The sequence below is a fragment of the Burkholderia arboris genome, assembly GCF_038723655.1.
In the GTDB taxonomy this organism is placed as follows: domain Bacteria; phylum Pseudomonadota; class Gammaproteobacteria; order Burkholderiales; family Burkholderiaceae; genus Burkholderia; species Burkholderia arboris.
This window is the reverse complement of record NZ_CP109822.1, coordinates 3,365,994-3,382,900: the sequence shown is the minus strand read 5'-3', so window position 1 is coordinate 3,382,900 and position 16,907 is coordinate 3,365,994. Positions and strand designations below refer to the sequence as shown.

The following is a 16,907-nucleotide window of genomic DNA, read 5'->3' as shown; positions in this document are numbered from 1 at the left end:
GTTTGCCGCTGCTTACGCGGCGACGTAGCGCAGCACGGCGTCGGCGATCGTGTCGCGATGCCGCGCGCGCAGGCGCGGCGCCGACGGATCGCGGCCGAATGCGGCGCCGAACGTGTAGCGGTTCGACACGCGGTGGAAGCAGAACGAGCTGATCAGCAGGTGCAGGTCGAATGCGTCGATGTCCTTGCGGAACGCGCCGCTGGCCGCGCCGCGCTCGACCAGTTCCTCGAGCGTCTTGATGATGCTGACGTTGCGGTTCTTGAACGACTTGAGCTGTTCGAGATACTTCGCGCCGTGGATGTTCTCGATCGACACGAGGCGGACGAAGTCGCGATGCTTGTCGTGATAGTCGAACGTGAATTCGACGAGGCGGCGCATGCCTTCGCGCGGCTCCATGTCGCCGACGTGCAGTTCCTGCTCGAGCGCGCGGATATCGCCGTACACCTTCTCCAGCACGGCCTCGTACAGGCCTTCCTTGCTTTCGAAGTAGTAGTAGAGCATGCGCTTCGTCGTGTTCGTGCGCTCGGCGATCGCGTCGACGCGCGCACCGGCGAGGCCCATCGCAGAGAATTCCTGCGTGGCGACATCGAGGATGTTGCGCTTGGTTTGCTCGGGATCGTATTTACGCCGCGCTTCGGACGCAAGCGCGCGGGTGTCGGACGTGGCGGCCTTGCTTCCTGCTTTCATGTGACTTTATTGTGGGTTCGCGGCGGCTTGGAAAAGGCATTCTAGCATGCGGGAAATCCCCGCCCGGCCGACCTTCCGCTCTAATCGGCGGGGCCATCCGGCGGGGCCGTTTCAGCCGCCGCGGCCGTTCAGCGGCGGCAGGATGCGAGCGCGTCGCGGGCCTGGTACGCGGTGTACGTGAGCTGCGCGGCGGCGAGGCCGGCCAGCCCGAACGTGCGCGTGAGCCCGAACGCGGCGAAGCCGTCGGGCACCGGCCGGCCTTCGGCCAGCGCGGCGGCGAGCGCTTCGCCCGCTACCGTGGTCGGCGCCATCCCGTGGCCGCCGAACGCGATCGCGTGCCACACGCCGTCCGCATCGCGGCCGATCTGCGGCATCTTGTGCCGCGCGTAGCTCATCAGCCCGCCCCACGCGTAGTCGATCTTCACGCCCTCCAGTTGCGGATACACGCGCAGCAGGTCGCGCCGCAGCAGGCGCGCGATCGCTTCGGGGCCGCGGTCGAGGACCGAGATCCGGCCGCCCCACAGGATGCGCGTGTCTTTCAGCGGGCGGTAGTAGTCGAATGCGAAACGCGTGTCGTAGATCGCATACGGCGCGTCGATCGCGTCGGGCAGCTGCGTGCCGAGCGGCTCGGTCGCGATCACGTAGGTCGCGATCGGCAGCACCGCGCGCTCGATGCGCGGCGACACGCCGCGCGCGTAACCGCCGCACGCGAACACGACGTCCTTCGCGCGCACCGTGCCCTGCGCCGTGCGCACGACGTACCCGGCGCCTTCGCGCGCGATGCCGAGTGCGGCCGAGCGTTCGTACACGCGTGCGCCGCCGCGCGATGCGGCAGCCGCGACGCCGAGCACGTACTTGAGCGGATGGAAGTGGAACGCGTTCGGCTCGAACAGGCCGCCGTAATAGCGCTGCGTCTTCAGCCGCTCGCGCAGCGCGCCGGCCGGGACGGCTTCCCAGTCGACGCCGAGTTCGTTCTTCATCAGCGTGCGCACGCTGTCGAGCCGCGACGGATCGTCGAACCAGTTCGCGAGCATCACGCCCTGATCGACGATGTCGCAGTCGATCCCGTAGCGCGCAATGCGCGTGCGGATCAGGTCGACCGCATCGACGGTGAGCCGGTACAGCCGGCGTCCTTCGTCGCGGCCGAGCGTGCGCAGCAGGTCGGCATTGTCGAGGCTGTAGCCGCCGAACACGAAGCCGCCGTTGCGGCCCGACGCGCCGAAGCCGACCCGTTCGCCGTCGAGCACGACGACGTCGTGCACACCGCGCTCGACGAGGCCGAGCGCGGTGCACAGGCCGGCGAGGCCGCCGCCGACGATGCAGACCTGCGTGTCGATCGTGCCGGTCAGTTGCGGGTAGGGCTGGCGGGTAACGGTGGCTTCGTAGAAGTTCTGCATGCGATTTCGTGGACTCGTGACGGCAAAAAAGCAGACGGCGCGCGTCGATCTTGCCTGAACGCGCGCGCCGCGTCGAATGGGGTTGTCAGGGGGCCGGCCGCCGCGTTCGGGCGGCGGCCGGCGCGAAGCGTGACGTCAGGCGTCACGCACCCGGCGTCGGGTTGGCCGGGCGGGCGACGTAGCCCGCGTAGCCGGTGGCGGCCTGCGGCGCGGCTTCGGGCGTCGCGTTGCGTTCGATCCACGGCGCAATCTCCATGTCTTCGTAGCGCACGAGGCGGCATTTGCGCACGAGCGCGTAACCGAGCCAGATCGCGAGGAAGAACGGCAGGCCGATGTAGGTCGCGGCGACGCCGACCCAGTCGATCTTGTCGGAGAGGAACGCCTGATAGTCCTGGCCGAGCGCGACGACCGCGCACAGCGCGAACGCGAACAGCGGGCCGAACGGGAACCACTTCGACCGGTACGGCAACTGGTCGAGCCGGTAGCCCTGCTTCAGGAAACCCTTGCGGAAGCGGTAGTGGCTGACCGCGATGCCGAGCCACGTGATGAAGCCGGCCATGCCCGACGTGTTCAGCAGCCACAGGTAGACGGTCTTGTTGCCGTACAGCGACGTGAGGAAGCACAGCGCGCCGACGGCGGTGGTCGCATACAGCGCGTTGCGCGGCACGCCGCCCGCCGACAGCTTCGCGAACAGCTTCGGCGCACGGCCTTCGACGGCGAGGTTGTAGAGCATCCGCGTCGACGCGTACATGCCCGAGTTGCCGGCCGACAGCACGGCCGTCAGGATCACCGCGTTCATCACCCCGGCCGCGAACGCGAGGCCCGCGTGGCGGAACACGAGCGTGAACGGGCTCACGCCGATGTCGGTCACGTCGCTCTTCAGCAGGCTCGGGTCGGTGTAGGGAATCAGCACGCCGATCACGAAGATCGCGAGCACGTAGAACAGCAGGATGCGCCAGAAGATCTGGCTCACCGCGCGCGGGATCGTCGTGCGCGGGTTCTCCGATTCGCCGGCCGCGACGCCGATCATTTCGGTGCCCTGGAACGAGAAGCCCGCGATCATCGCAACGCCGAGCATCGTTGCCCAGCCGCCGGCGAACGGCGCGTCGCCGATCGTGAAGTTGCCCCAGCCGGCGCTCGGGCCGCCCTGCATGATCCCGAAGATCATCAGCAGGCCGACGCCGACGAACGCGAGCACCGTCAGTACCTTGATCAGCGCGAACCAGTATTCGGCTTCACCGAAGCCGCGCACCGACAGTGCGTTGAGCGCGAAGATCAAGGTGAGGAACAGCGCGCTCCACCAGACGCCCGGCACGTGCGGGAACCAGTAGTTCATCACCAGTTGCCCGGCGACGAGCTCCACCGCCAACGTCACGGCCCAGCTGTACCAGTAGTTCCAGCCGAGCGCGAAACCGAAGCCTTCGTCGACGAACTTCGCGCCGTAGGTGGCGAACGAACCCGACACCGGCATGAACGCGGCCATCTCGCCTAAGCTCGTCATCAGGAAATAGACCATCAGGCCGATCACCATGTACGCGAGCATTGCGCCGCCCGGGCCGGCCTGCGAGATCGACGCGCCGGACGCGACGAACAGGCCCGTGCCGATCGAGCCGCCGATCGCGATCATTCGCAGATGGCGGGCCTGCAGCGCACGGTGGAGGGACGGCTTCGCGGGCGGTGAGCCGGAAGGGCGGGACGAATCGGGGCGGGCATCTGAATGCATGGCGGGCGCTGGGCGCTGTCTCCGGGATTGTTTTTTCGGTGACGAAGCGCGACGCGTTGCCGGGCGCGGGCCGGGCAGCGGTGATACGGTGCGAAACGGGCCCGATGAGCGGGGCCGCGATGCGTGTCGCGTTCGTCTGGCGTCCGGCTGCCGTAGTGGCGGCCGGCGGCGCGCCGGGTGCGTTGCACCTCGACGTCGCCCCGATTGTGTGTGCCCGATGCACGACCGGCAAACGATATTTCCGAACAGGGTGATGCAGGTTTGTCATCAACTTGTATTGCTTCAGGACGCGTCCGATCGCCCGGTTGCGGGCTTAGGAAGCGTCCCATATCGGCACAGGAAAGCATGGGGTTCGTTCGTCGGGTTGTTGCGTTTTCGGAATGAAGTCGTGAGTTAATATCAATAGCGGCCCGACTTGTGGCCACCGACAATGTATTTCATGGATCGTGCCTCGCGAGGCTGGGGCGCGCCGTCCGGCCGGGCTTCCGGCGGCGGCGCAGCGCGATGCGCCGCAGGGCGCACCGGGCCGGCCACGCGGCGCATCCGCTTGCACAGGGCGCGCGAACGCGCTCCAATCGAATCACGCGGGCGGCGCTGCCGCCGCACCGATCAATCTGTCCCTGAAGAGGAAGTGATGCAATTCAACGACATTCTTGCCGCGCTCGACATCGATCTCGCCCAGTGGAAAGGCAATGCGCTGACCGCGCGTTCGCCGCTCGACGGCGCGACGCTCGCGACGCTGGCTGTCGACACGCCGGCTGACGCAGAACGCAAGATCGACGCTGCGCACGACGCATTCCTCAAGTGGCGCACGGTGCCGGCGCCGGTGCGCGGCGAACTCGTGCGCGTGTTCGGCAACGTGCTGCGCGAGCACAAGGCCGAGCTTGGCCGCCTCGTCACGCTCGAAGCCGGCAAGATCACGTCGGAAGGCCTCGGCGAAGTGCAGGAAATGATCGACATCTGCGATTTCGCGGTCGGTCTGTCGCGCCAGCTTTACGGCCTGACGATCGCGTCGGAGCGCCCGGGCCACCGGATGATGGAAACGTGGCACCCGATCGGCGTGTGCGGCGTGATTTCGGCGTTCAACTTCCCGGTTGCAGTGTGGGCGTGGAATGCGGCGCTCGCGTTCGTGTGCGGCGATTCGGTCGTGTGGAAGCCGTCCGAGAAGACGCCGCTCACCGCGATTGCATGTCACGTGCTGCTCCAGAAGGCGATCCGCGAATTCGAGAAGACGCATCCGGGCGTCGCGCCGGCCGAGCTGAGCCAGCTGGTGCTCGGCATGCGCGACGTCGGCGAAGTGCTGACGGCGTCGAAGAAGGTGCCGGTCGTCAGCGCGACGGGCAGCGTGCGGATGGGCCAGGAAGTCGCGAAGGTGCTGAGCCAGCGTCTCGCGCGCGGCATCCTCGAACTCGGCGGCAACAACGGGATGATCGTCGCGCCGAGCGCGGATCTCGATCTCGTCGTGCGTGCCGTTACGTTCGCGGCGGTTGGAACGGCCGGCCAGCGCTGCACGACGCTGCGCCGCCTGATCGTGCATCGCAGCCTGGTCGAGCAACTGCTGCCGCGCATCGAGAAGGCCTACACGTCGGTGAAGGTCGGCAACCCGCTTGAAGACGGCACGCTGGTCGGCCCGCTGGTCGATCGCGCATCGTTCGACGCGATGCAGAAGGCGCTGGGCGATGCGCGCGAGCAGGGCGGCGAAGTGAAGGGCGGCGAACGTGTCGACATCGGTCACGCGGATGCGTACTACGTGCGTCCGGCAATCGTGCGGATGCCGAAGCAATCGGCGGTGGTCGAGCGCGAGACGTTCGCGCCGATCCTGTACGTGATGGTCTACGACAACTTCGAAGACGCGATCGAACTGCACAACGCGGTGCCGCAAGGCCTGTCGTCGGCGATCTTCACGAACGACATGCGTGAAGCCGAGCAGTTCATGTCGGCGGCCGGCAGCGATTGCGGGATCGTCAACGTGAACATCGGCACGAGCGGCGCGGAAATCGGCGGCGCGTTCGGCGGCGAGAAGGAAACGGGTGGTGGCCGCGAGTCGGGTTCGGATGCGTGGAAGGCGTATATGCGCCGCGCGACGAATACGATCAACTACAGCCGTCAGCTGCCGCTGGCGCAGGGTGTGAAGTTCGACGTGTAATACGGGGTGCCCCGCTGGGCGCCGCGTGTGAATGAAAAGGGCCGGTTGCCGCGGATGCGGCAACCGGCCCTTTGTATTTCGGGAGAGGCGGGTGCGTTGTCGACGACTCGCCCGCTCAGGCGGTGCTCACTGCTCCGCCGCCGGCATGTTCTGCACGACCAGCATCTGCGGGCTCGACAGCGTGATCCCCGCCGCGCGCAGCCGCTTCAGGATCTCGAACAGCAGGTCGCTCTTGGTCGAACTCGCGATCCGCGGGCTCGACACGTAACCCGTCACGCTCAGCGTGATCCCGTCCGGCGTGAGCTGGCTGAACGTCACCGACGGCGCCGGCTTCTCGAGAATCGCCTGGTGTTCGCAATAAGCGTCGAGCAGCAGGTCGCGCACCTGCTCGGGATCGGTGTTCAGTGGGAACGTCAGCACCAGTGTCGCGACGCCCTGCGTGCTGTTGCCCATCGTCACGTTGCGCAGGTTCTGCGAGATCAGCTGCGAGTTCGGCACGATCACGGTCGAGCGGTCGCTGAGCTGGATCTCGGTCGCGCGCACGTTGATGCGGCGGATGTCGCCTTCGACGCCCGCGATGCTGATCATGTCGCCCACCTTCACCGGGCGCTCGGTCAGCAGGATCAGCCCGGACACGAAGTTCTTCACGATTTCCTGCAGGCCGAAGCCGATACCCACCGACAACGCACTGACGATCCACGCGAGGTTGTTCCACCGGACGCCGAGCAGCCCGAGCGTCATCAGCACCAGCAGCACGTAGCCGACGTTGGTGAACAGCGTGATCAGCGACACGCGCATGCCCGTATCCATGCCGAGCGCGGGCATGAACTCGCTGTCGAGCCAGCGGCGCAGCGAGCGCAGCAGGTAGAAGCCGATCGCGAACCCGATCACGGCGTTCAAAATCCGGTCGGGCATGATGTTCAGGCTCTGCAGCCGCTGGCTGCCGATCATCGCGACCGCGCTGTCGAGCAGGTCGCCCGGCGTCGTACCGAAGCCGCCCGTCAGCAGCGCGATTGCCGCGATCAGCATCAGCAGGCTCGTGCCGAAACCGGACAGGACCGTGCGTGCCTGATCGAGGTGGCGATCTTCGAGCGCGAACAGATGCTTGATCTGCTGGCCCGTCGACAGGCTCGACGAGAACAGGCTTTCGCTTGCGTCGCGCGTCAACTGGATCAGGATGTAGGTTGCGCACAGCACGATCTCGAACCACACGAGCTCATACGTGATGAAGCGCGCGACCGTGATGTAGCCGATCAGGAGCGCGATCAGCGACGCGACGATCGCCAGCGTGACGCCGGCATGGATCAGCCCCGCGAGCGTCGAGCGCTGCTCGGGGGCCTCGCCCGCCGCCGCGAGCGCGCTGCGCGCGCGGTTCGCGCGCAACAGCGACGCGCCGACCGTCAGCGCGACGACGAGCGACACGATGCCGCGACCGAACAGCGTGACCGCCAGGCTGGTGTCGACGATCCGGTTGATCGATTCGAGCGTGCCGGACACGAGCAGCAGGGCGGCCAGGATGCCGGGGAACGGCTTCATCGCGAGCGCGACGGGATCGGCGAGCGCGGGCAGGCGCCACGACGGATGCTTGGTGCAGAGCAGGGCGCGGCCGAGCCCGGCGATCAGTGCGCAGGTGGCAGCGAGCTTCGCAAACTGGTCCCACAGGTCGGTCAGCGACGGCGTGAGCTCGTAGTGGCGCGCGACGGCGAGGTAGAGAATCTGAATGGCAATGGCCGTCGCCAGGAAGGTCGACAGCACGGTCGACAGCGCCAGCGCGCTGCGGCGCAGGCGGGTGGGCGGCAGGCGGCTCAGCGCAATCCATGCGAGCCCGCGCTCGATGAGCCGGCGGCCGCCGAGCCACACCGCGAACGCGGCGATCAGCAGCACCGTCGTGACCGCGCGTTGCCCGGGCACCCATGACGAATGCAGCATGTCGAACAGTTCGTCGTCGAAATCCTCGAGCCGCTGGCGGTCGTCAGGCGACAGGTGGAACAGCGGCAGCCAGAACTGCGCGCTGAAGATGCCGCCCGAACGGAACGCGAGCTGGTTCTTCAGCAGGCTGCGATGCAGCTTTGCGAACTGCTCGGTCAGGTTCGTGAGGCTGGCTTTCTGGTCGGTGGCCTGCTTCAGCGCCGCATCGATCTGTGTCTTGCGTGCGTTCAGCGTGGTCCGTTGCTTCGCGACGGCCGGCGTTTCCGGCGCGGCGCCCTCGGCCGGCGGCGGGCCGAGCACGTCGAGTTGCGCCTGGACCTGCGCGCGTTGCGGTGTGAGATCGCTCTGCAGTTTGGCGACATCGGTGCTCAGTTCCTGTGCCGAGTCGTCGAGCGCATCGAGCTCCTTGCTGTTGGATGCGGTCGAGGTCTGCTGCTTGATGCGGTCCAGTTCGACCTGCATCTGCTTGAGCTGCGCGACGGCGTCGGTCAGCGAAATGGCGGGCACGGTTGCGCCGACGCCGCTCGCGACCGGAGCGGAGGCGGCATCCGTCGATGCCGACGCGGCCGCGACTGCGGCGAACTGCAGCAGCGCGATCAGCACGATCCGGCGGGCGTACGTGGAGAGTCGTTGTATGGACATGGAATGCTTACGATTGGCCGACAGTGCCGGGTGCCGAAAGGCAGCCGGAAGCCGGTGGTTGGCCCGGTAGCATGTTACCGGGGTGTGGAACGCGTGGTTGTACCGATTGCGTACCCCGTTTGTGGCGAGGCGTGCGAGGCACGTAGGCGCGAAATCTGACGGCAGGCCCGTACCGCCGGGCCGGCGCCGCCAGCGGCCGGGGCGGGCAGCGCCGGCGGGCCGCCCCGACGCGTTATCCGTCCCCGACACACGGTTACGCAAGTTACACACTATCCGGCACGAAAATAGGGTGTCCGAACCGCTGCGACGCCTGCTGCGCGGCCGGCTTGCGCGTACGCCGAACGGGCGTGCCGGTACAATGCAGCGATTCGCCCGACGGCGGCTCGCCGGTCGCCGGACAACAACACACAACACGACACGACCAGGAGACGCGCCCAAGATGGCCTCAACGGACAGCCTTCCGCAGGCAACAGCCCAATCCCCCTCCATCGACCCCGGCTCCATCTCGGCTCGTCTCGACCGCCTGCCGCCGACCCGCAGCGTCTGGAAACTCGTCGTTCTGTTGAGCCTCGGCTTCTTCTTCGAACTCTACGATCTGCTCTATAGCGGCTACGTCGCGCCCGGCCTCGTGAAAAGCGGCATCCTGTCGGCGACGACGCACGGCCTGTTCGGCACCACGGGCGTCGCGAGCTTCATTGCCGCGCTGTTCTCCGGGCTCTTCATCGGTACGATCGCGTGCGGCTTCCTCGCCGACCGCTTCGGTCGCCGCGCGATCTTCACGTGGTCGCTGTTGTGGTACACGGCCGCCAACGTCGTGATGGCGTTCCAGGACACCGCGGCCGGGCTGAACTTCTGGCGCTTCGTCGTCGGTCTCGGCCTCGGCGTCGAGATGGTGACGATCGGCACGTACATCTCCGAACTCGTGCCGAAGCAGATCCGCGGCCGTGCGTTCGCCTGCGAGCAGGCGGTCGGGTTCGTCGCGGTGCCGGTGGTCGCGTTCCTTGCGTACCTGCTCGTGCCGCATGCACCGCTCGGCCTCGACGGCTGGCGCTGGGTCGTGCTGATCGGCGCGCACGGCGCGCTGTTCGTGTGGTGGATCCGCCGCGAACTGCCGGAAAGCCCGCGCTGGCTCGCGCAGCAGGGGCGCGTCGACGAAGCCGATCGCATCATGCGCGCGCTCGAGGCGAAGGTCGAAGCCGAGTATGGCCGACCGCTGCCGCCGCCCGCGCCGGCCGAGCCCGTGCCGCCGCGCGGCCGCTTTCGCGACATGTGGGTGCCGCCGTATCGCAACCGCACGATCATGATGACGATCTTCAACGTGTTCCAGACCGTCGGCTTCTACGGCTTCGCGAACTGGGTGCCGACGCTGCTGATCAAGCAGGGCATCACGATCACGTCGAGCCTGATGTATTCGAGCGTGATCGCGCTCGCGGCGCCGATCGGACCGCTGATCGGCCTCGTGATCGCCGACCGCTTCGAGCGCAAGTCGGTGATCGTCGCGATGGCGGCGGCGATCGTCGTCTGCGGGCTGCTGTTCAGCCAGACGACAGTGGGCGCATTCCTGATCGTGCTCGGCATCGGCCTCACGCTCGCAAGCAACATCATGTCGTATAGCTTCCACGCGTATCAGGCGGAACTGTTCCCGACGTCGATCCGCGCGCGGGCCGTCGGCTTCGTCTATTCGTGGAGCCGCTTCTCGGCGATTTTCTCGTCGTTCGTGATCGCGGCCGTGCTGCGGGGCTTCGGCACGTTCGGCGTGTTCGCGTTCATTGCGGGCGCGATGGTGATCGTGATGGCCGCGATCGGACTCATGGGGCCGCGCACGAAGGGCATCGCGCTGGAAACCATCTCGAAGTAGCAGGCAGTTGCGCATGCGTGCCGCATCGTTCGCGCGGCACGCATGCGAAAAGCACTTTCCTCGGGGGAAGCCGCATGGCCCAATTGATTGGGTATGCGAATTTATCAGGCGAGAGCATCGTGGCGAGCGGAACCCGCGAGTTCCCGGGCGCGTGTTTCGAGACGCTCAATCTGCAAGCGTGACACGCAACCGGAACGCAAACCGCAACGAGTTGAAACAAAGCGTGACGAAGCGCAAATCTGCCGCAAAACCCCCACTTTTGCCGCTGCCGATTCCTGCGCCGGCGCGTAAAATGAAGGGCCTGACGACTCATTAGCCGCCATCGGACCGCACGCGTTGCATCAGCGAACGGCTCCGCCGCGAAGAGGCGTCGGCGCCGGGCGCATACGATGCGCCGGACGTGTCGATGGCTCGCGCGGAAGATGCGCCGCTCGCACCAGCATGATGCGGCGGCCGGATCGGCCGATGGCTTCGAACGTATGATGCTTTCCAGCCTGAAGCGGCCGTTGGCGAAGCCGCACCGTCTCACCCGCACATTGGCCGTGTACGCGTGGCTCGCTGCCGCGTTGCCTGGTTCCGTTCTGGCCGGGCGGCCGGCTGTTGCCGCGTCCGACGTGCCGTCGTCCGCTGCTACGTCATCCTCATCAGTTGCGTCGCCCGCGTCGCCCGCGTCGACGGCGTCTCATGCGCATCCGGCTTCGTCCGCGCACGCGTCGTCAGGCGCATCGGCTGCGCAATCCGCGCCTGCCGCGTCGCGTGTGCATCATGCAGAGCCTGCCAGTGGGGCATCGGGCGCGTCGGCTGGCTCTGCGGCGTCCGCCGCGGAACCTGCGTCGGCCGCATCGCCGGCCGCCGCCAGCGAGGCCGAAGCGCCCGCACCGACCCCACCGCGCCGGCATCCGCCGCTATCGGCCGACGAAGCGAAGAACGCGACGGCGCGCGCCGTCGACATGCGCAAGCGCTTCACGCAGGAAGTCACACGCCGCCTGAACGTGCCCGCGAGCGAACAGCGCGCCTACGGCGAGCGGCTCCAGAAGGCACTCGCCGAGGCGGACCTCGGCGACCTCGCCGGCGAGTACGTCGCGATGGTCGACCGCGCACCGAACGTGCAGGCGCTCTTCATCTACTTCCGCGCCACGCCGGCCAACGCATGGCTGATGATCGGCGCATCGCCGGTCGGCACCGGGCTGCCGGGCAAGTACGACCATTTCCTGACGCCGCTCGGCGTGTTCCATCACTCGCCCGACACCATGGATTTTCGCGCGGAAGGCACGACGAACGAGAACGGCATTCGCGGCTACGGCCGCCGCGACATGCGCATCTATGACTTCGGCTGGGTGGACGGCGAGCGCGGCTGGGGCAAGGGCGGCGTGTCGCCGATGCGCTTCCAGATGCATGCGACCGATCCCGACCGCCTCGAAGCGCTGCTCGGCATCCGGCACTCGAAGGGCTGCGTGCGGATTCCCGCTTCGCTGAACACGTTTTTCGACCGCCACGGCCTGCTCGACGACGACTACCAGGCGCGCGTCGAGGCCGGCAAGTCGCTGTGGGTGCTGCGGCGCGACCGCGACATCACGCCGATCGCGGGCCGCTACCTCGTCGTGATCGACAGCGCGCGCAGGGCCCGCCCGGGCTGGGCGCCGATGCCGGGGCGCAAGGCGTGGTCGAAGCTGCCGAAGGGCGGCGACACGGCGGACTGACGGCCGGTCCGCCGGCCGGCGGAGATACGGGGATGAGAATAAATCCGTTTTATTGATACATAAGAAAAGCAAACTTTTATTATCCGATCCGGGTTCGTATAGTCGAGTCCAGTTTCGCGGAACCCTGCCGCGCCTGGACCACCACCGATCACACGACCCGCATGAAAACTCTCTACAAGCTCGCTCCGCTCGCGATGCTCGGCGCCTTCGCGACCCATGCCTGTGCGCAAAGCAGCATCACGCTGTACGGTCTCATCTCGGCCGGCGTCGGGTTCGCGACCAACCAGGGCGGCAAGAACGCCTGGCAGGCGCTGTCCGGCACGAACCAGAACCCGCGCTGGGGACTGAAGGGCAAGGAGGATCTCGGGCAGGGGCTGTCCGCGATCTTCCAGCTCGAGAACGGCTTCAACGTGATGACGGGCACGGCCGCGCAGAACGGCCGCGAATTCGGGCGCATGGCCTACGTGGGCCTGGCCGACCGCACCTACGGCTCGCTGACGTTCGGCCGCCAGTACGACGCGATCCACGACTACATCGGGCCCGTGATCATCGCGAGCAACGGCGTGAACATCGGCGACAACGACAACGGCTACAACGACATCCGCGTGCAGAACTCGGTGAAGTACGTGAGCCCCGTCTACTACGGCCTGAAATTCACCGCGCTGTACGGCTTCAGCAACGCGACCGGCTTCGCGAACAACAGCGCGTACAGCTTCGGGCTCGGCTACGAGCAGGGCGCGCTGCGCTGGAGCGCGGTCTATGCGCAGTACAACCATCCGTATAGCGCGACGAACCAGGACGGCGCGATCGCGAACGACTATGCGTCGCCGCTGCTGATCTTCAGCAAGAGCGCGATGTCGCCGGCGGCGTACGCAAGCCGGCAGCGGATCGCGGGCACGGGCGGTTTCTACACGATCGGCCGCGCGCAGTTCGCCGCGATGTTCACCGACGTGCGCTACGATTACCTCGACAATTCGCACCTGCATCTGCAGAACCTCGGCGTGAACGTCGTCTACACGATGACGCCGCAGCTCTTTCTCGGCGCCGCGTATGCGTTCACGAACGGCAAGTACGACGTGATCGACAAGCGTCCGAAATGGCACCAGGTGAACCTGCAGGCCGATTACTTCCTGTCGAAACGCACCGACGTCGCGCTGACGGTGATCGCGCAACAGGCGGCCGGCGACGCGGACCATGCGCAGATCTTCGCGTACGCGCGCTCGACCGGCACGCGCCAGATGATGGCGACGCTCGGCGTCCGGCACGTATTTTGAGCGCCCCCCAACCTGCCGCTTCGCGCCAGACCCCCCGAGGGGGTCAGGAAAACGTGAGGCGGCCCGGCGTTTTCTCGAGAGCCCGACCATGACCCATCCGATCGCATCCCGCCGCACCTTCCTGAAACTGTCCGCCGCGCTGGCCGGCACCGCGCTGCTGCCCGAGTCGGGCGCGTTCGCGGCCGGCGGCGACGCCGCGCGCCGCACGGTGATCATCGATACCGACCCGGGGCAGGACGACGCCATCGCGATCCTGCTCGCGCTGGGCGCGCAGGACCGGCTCGACGTGCGCGCGCTGACGGCCGTCGCGGGCAACGTGCCGCTCGACCTGACCGAACGCAATGCGCGGATCATCCGCGACTGGGCCGGCCGCACGAAGACGCTGCCGGTCTATGCGGGCTGCCCGCGTCCGCTCGTGCGCGATCTCGTGACGGCCGCGAACGTGCACGGCAAGACGGGGCTGGAAGGTGTCGAACTGCACGAGCCGCGCGCGCCGCTGGCTGCCGGTCACGCGGTGTCGTACCTCGTCGATACGCTGAGCCGCGCAGCGCCGAACAGCGTGACGCTGTGCGCGCTCGGCCCGCTGACGAACATCGCGACCGCACTGGTCGAAGCGCCGCAGATTCGCGGCGCGCTGCGCGAGATCGTGCTGATGGGCGGTGCGTTCTTCGAGCGCGGCAACATCACGCCGGCCGCCGAGTTCAACATCTACGTCGATCCGCAGGCGGCGGAAGTCGTGTTCGGCAGCGGCGTGCCGATCGTCGTGCTGCCGCGCGACGTCGCGGTGAAGGCGCCGACCACGCCGGCGCGCGTCGCGCCGTTCCGCGCGCTCGGCAATCGCTGCGGCAAGATTGTCGCCGACATCATGGATGCCGAACTCGCGTACAACAAGAAGCGGCGCGGCGTCGAAGACGCGCCGATGTACGACCCGACGGCCGTCGGTTATCTCGTCGATCCGACGTTGTTCGGCGGGCGCAAGGTGAACGTCGTGGTCGAGACGACCGGGCAGTGGACGCTCGGCGAGACGATCGTCGACTGGAACGGGCGCAGCGGCCGCGCGGCGAACGCGACGTGGATCAACGAGGTCGACGCGGACCGCTTCTACGCGACGCTCGTCGAGCGCATCGCGAAGCTGCCCTGAGCGCGGGCCGTTGCAACGCAATCGGGATCAGATGTGCTTTGCAATCCACTCGCGGCACGCACGCACATGCGGGCCGCGATCGTCGGCGGCGAGCGAGATCAGCGAGATCGCACGCGTGACGCGCGGTTTGTCGACACGCAGCGCGACGAGTTCGGGATCGTGCAGATGCATCGTGTAGAGGCTCGGCAGCACGGCGGTCGCGAGACCGTTGCGCGCGAGTGCGTAGAGCGGCTCGGTGTATTCCATCCGGTACGTGACGTTCAGGCGCAGCTTCTCGGCGCCGCCGGTGCGATGCAGCGATTCGCTGACGCTGCCGCGCACGAACACCGCGAGTTCGCGATCGACGAGCTTCGCCCACGTGACGCTCTTCGCGCGGGCAAGCGGATCGTCGTGCCGCACGACGATCACGATCTCGTCCTCGAACAGCTGCCGGTAGCGCAGCGTGCCGTCGTCGCTGTCCGGTTCGCGCACGCCGATGCCGAGATCCGCGACGCTGTCGCGCACGGCTTCGACGAGCGCGCTGTTCGGCAGGTCGGTCAGCGTGAAGCGCAGCGTCGGGTGCGTGCTGCGCAGTGCGTTGAGCGCGGGCAGCAGGCGGCCCGCGACCGACGGGATGAACGCGATGCGCACGGTCTGGATGCGTTCGCCGATGAGCCGCGTCATGTCGTCGAAGGTGCCGCGCGCCTGGTTGAGCAGGCGTTCGGCGAGCGGCAGCACGGCTTCGCCGGCGGTGGTGAGCGTGAGGCGATGCGCGGTACGCGCGAACAGGCGCCCGCCGAGCAGGAACTCGATCTGGCGGATCGACGCGGTGAGCGCGGGCTGCGTGAGCGACAGCGCCTGCGCGGCCTGCGTGAAGCTGCGTGCATGGGCGAGGACGACGAAGTGCTGGACCTGCCGCAGCGTGAGCGCGGGCAGCAGCGACGAGCGGTCGGACGACATCGGGCAATAACGGTCGGGATGCGGTACGCGGCAGTATAAGACCGCGCCGCAGGAACCGACACAGGACAATATTCGGAATCACAGGAGAACCACCATGTCAGCGACTGACACGATCCCGGCGCGCGCGCCGGCCAACTGGCTCGAGCGCCGCTTCGCGCTTGCTGCGCGCGGCACGAGCGTGCGCACCGAGACGATCGCGGGCGTTACGTCGTTCCTCGCGGCCGCGTACCTGCTCGTCGTGATCCCGTCGCTGCTCGCGACGGGCGGCATGGCGCGCGGCGCGGCGACGACCGCGACGATCATCGTGTTCGTGCTGTTCACGACGCTGATGGGGCTCTACGCGAACCTGCCGTTCCTCGTCGGCCCGGGCATCGGCGGCTCGGTGATCATCGGCGTGACGCTCGCGACGACGGAACACATCGGCTGGCAGACGGGCCTCGGTATCGCATGCGTCTCGGGCGTGCTGTTCTTCCTGCTGACGATACTCGGCGCACGCGGCGTCGTGATGCGGCTGATACCGGTGCAGATCAAGCTCGGGCTCGGCGCGTCGATCGGGCTGTTCGTGACGATGCTCGGGCTGCGCAACGCGGGGATGGTCGTCGCGAATGCGAAGACCAATGCGTTCGCGCTCGGCGACTTCTCGCGGCCGGGCGCGCTCGTCGCGCTGATCGGCCTTGCGGTGGCGATCGTGCTGCAGGCGCGCAAGGTGCCCGGCGCGATCCTGATCGCGATCCTCGTCGCGGCCGCGGCCGGCGTGCCGCTCGGCGTCACGCACCTGCCCGCATCGTTCGTGTCGCTGCCGCACAGCATCGCGCCGATCGCGTTCAAGCTCGACATCCGCAGCGCGTTGAGCCTTGCGGCCGCGCCGTACCTGTTCGCGTTCTTCGCAGCGGAATTCTTCTCGACGCTCGGCACCGCGCTCGCGGTCGGCGCGAAGGCGAACCTGCTCGACGAACACGGCAACCTGCCGAACATCAACCGGCCGTTCCTCGTCGATTCGCTCGCCGCGACGCTCGGGCCGGTGTTCGGCATTCCGGCGCTGACCGCGCTGATCGAATCGGCCGCGGGTGTCGAGGCCGGCGGCCGCAGCGGATTGTCGTCGCTGGCCGCGGCCGTGCTGTTCGCCGCGATGCTGCTGTTCGTGCCGGTCGCGCTCGCGATTCCGAAGGAGGCGACCGCACCGGCGCTGATCCTGATCGGGCTGTCGATGTTCGCGACGATTCGTCATACGCATTTCGACGACTTCACCGATGCGCTGCCCGTGATGTCGATGGTGCTCCTCACGCTGATGTCGAACAGCTTCGGCACCGGCATTGCAGGCGGGCTGTTGTGCTACGTGCTCGTCAAGCTGCTGGCTGGCCGCTGGCGCGACGTGTCGTGGGGGCTCGTCGTGCTCGCGATTCCGCTCGGCTACTACTTCTGGACCGTCGTGAAGCCGCACTGAGAGACGGCTTTCGCGACGCAATGGCAC

Annotated in this window: 11 protein-coding genes; 6 read left to right on the top strand and 5 right to left on the bottom strand. The window is 67.5% G+C overall.

Annotated elements, in window-relative coordinates:
- Positions 1-12: 12 nt before the first annotated feature.
- From OHZ10_RS32560 to OHZ10_RS32550, 3 genes are all read right to left on the bottom strand, one after another.
- Entirely contained in the window at positions 13-687 is a 675-nt protein-coding gene (locus tag OHZ10_RS32560) for a TetR family transcriptional regulator (protein WP_059238928.1), read from the bottom strand.
- A gap of 128 nt (positions 688-815) precedes the next feature.
- A complete protein-coding gene (locus OHZ10_RS32555; RefSeq protein WP_342705389.1) occupies positions 816-2,084 on the bottom strand; it encodes an FAD-binding oxidoreductase in 1,269 nt (422 codons plus the stop codon).
- A gap of 142 nt (positions 2,085-2,226) precedes the next feature.
- The gene (locus tag OHZ10_RS32550) at positions 2,227-3,807 is read right to left on the bottom strand and encodes an amino acid permease (RefSeq protein ID WP_059238933.1); all 1,581 of its coding nucleotides are present in this window, start codon (positions 3,805-3,807) and stop codon (positions 2,227-2,229) included.
- Positions 3,808-4,441: 634 nt separating this feature from the next.
- On the opposite strand from OHZ10_RS32550, the gene amaB reads away from it, so the two are divergent.
- Positions 4,442-5,953 (top strand): L-piperidine-6-carboxylate dehydrogenase, encoded by a 1,512-nt coding sequence (amaB, locus tag OHZ10_RS32545; protein WP_059238935.1) that lies wholly within the window; start codon positions 4,442-4,444, stop codon positions 5,951-5,953.
- A 126-nt stretch (positions 5,954-6,079) separates the two neighbouring features.
- Here amaB and OHZ10_RS32540 read toward each other — a convergent pair whose 3' ends face one another.
- Positions 6,080-8,524 (bottom strand): DUF3772 domain-containing protein, encoded by a 2,445-nt coding sequence (locus OHZ10_RS32540; RefSeq protein ID WP_174994199.1) that lies wholly within the window; start codon positions 8,522-8,524, stop codon positions 6,080-6,082.
- Positions 8,525-8,963: 439 nt separating this feature from the next.
- Between OHZ10_RS32540 and OHZ10_RS32535 the strand changes: the two genes are divergently transcribed.
- From OHZ10_RS32535 to OHZ10_RS32520, 4 genes are all read left to right on the top strand, one after another.
- Positions 8,964-10,382: an MFS transporter gene (locus OHZ10_RS32535; RefSeq protein ID WP_059238941.1), complete on the top strand. Its 1,419-nt coding sequence runs from the start codon at positions 8,964-8,966 to the stop codon at positions 10,380-10,382.
- A gap of 389 nt (positions 10,383-10,771) precedes the next feature.
- Positions 10,772-12,082, top strand: a complete 1,311-nt coding sequence (locus OHZ10_RS32530; RefSeq protein ID WP_342705388.1) for a hypothetical protein — start codon at positions 10,772-10,774, stop codon at positions 12,080-12,082.
- A 161-nt stretch (positions 12,083-12,243) separates the two neighbouring features.
- Positions 12,244-13,356: a porin gene (locus OHZ10_RS32525; protein ID WP_059238945.1), complete on the top strand. Its 1,113-nt coding sequence runs from the start codon at positions 12,244-12,246 to the stop codon at positions 13,354-13,356.
- Positions 13,357-13,444: 88 nt separating this feature from the next.
- Positions 13,445-14,497 carry a nucleoside hydrolase gene (locus tag OHZ10_RS32520; RefSeq protein WP_342705387.1) on the top strand — a complete coding sequence of 351 codons (1,053 nt, stop codon included), beginning with the start codon at positions 13,445-13,447 and terminating at the stop codon, positions 14,495-14,497.
- A 27-nt stretch (positions 14,498-14,524) separates the two neighbouring features.
- Here OHZ10_RS32520 and OHZ10_RS32515 read toward each other — a convergent pair whose 3' ends face one another.
- Complete coding sequence (locus OHZ10_RS32515; RefSeq protein WP_059238949.1) at positions 14,525-15,436, bottom strand: LysR family transcriptional regulator; 912 nt, start codon at positions 15,434-15,436, stop codon at positions 14,525-14,527.
- Between the two features lie 94 nt (positions 15,437-15,530).
- On the opposite strand from OHZ10_RS32515, the gene OHZ10_RS32510 reads away from it, so the two are divergent.
- Positions 15,531-16,880, top strand: a complete 1,350-nt coding sequence (locus OHZ10_RS32510; protein ID WP_174994196.1) for an NCS2 family permease — start codon at positions 15,531-15,533, stop codon at positions 16,878-16,880.
- Positions 16,881-16,907: the final 27 nt, after the last annotated feature.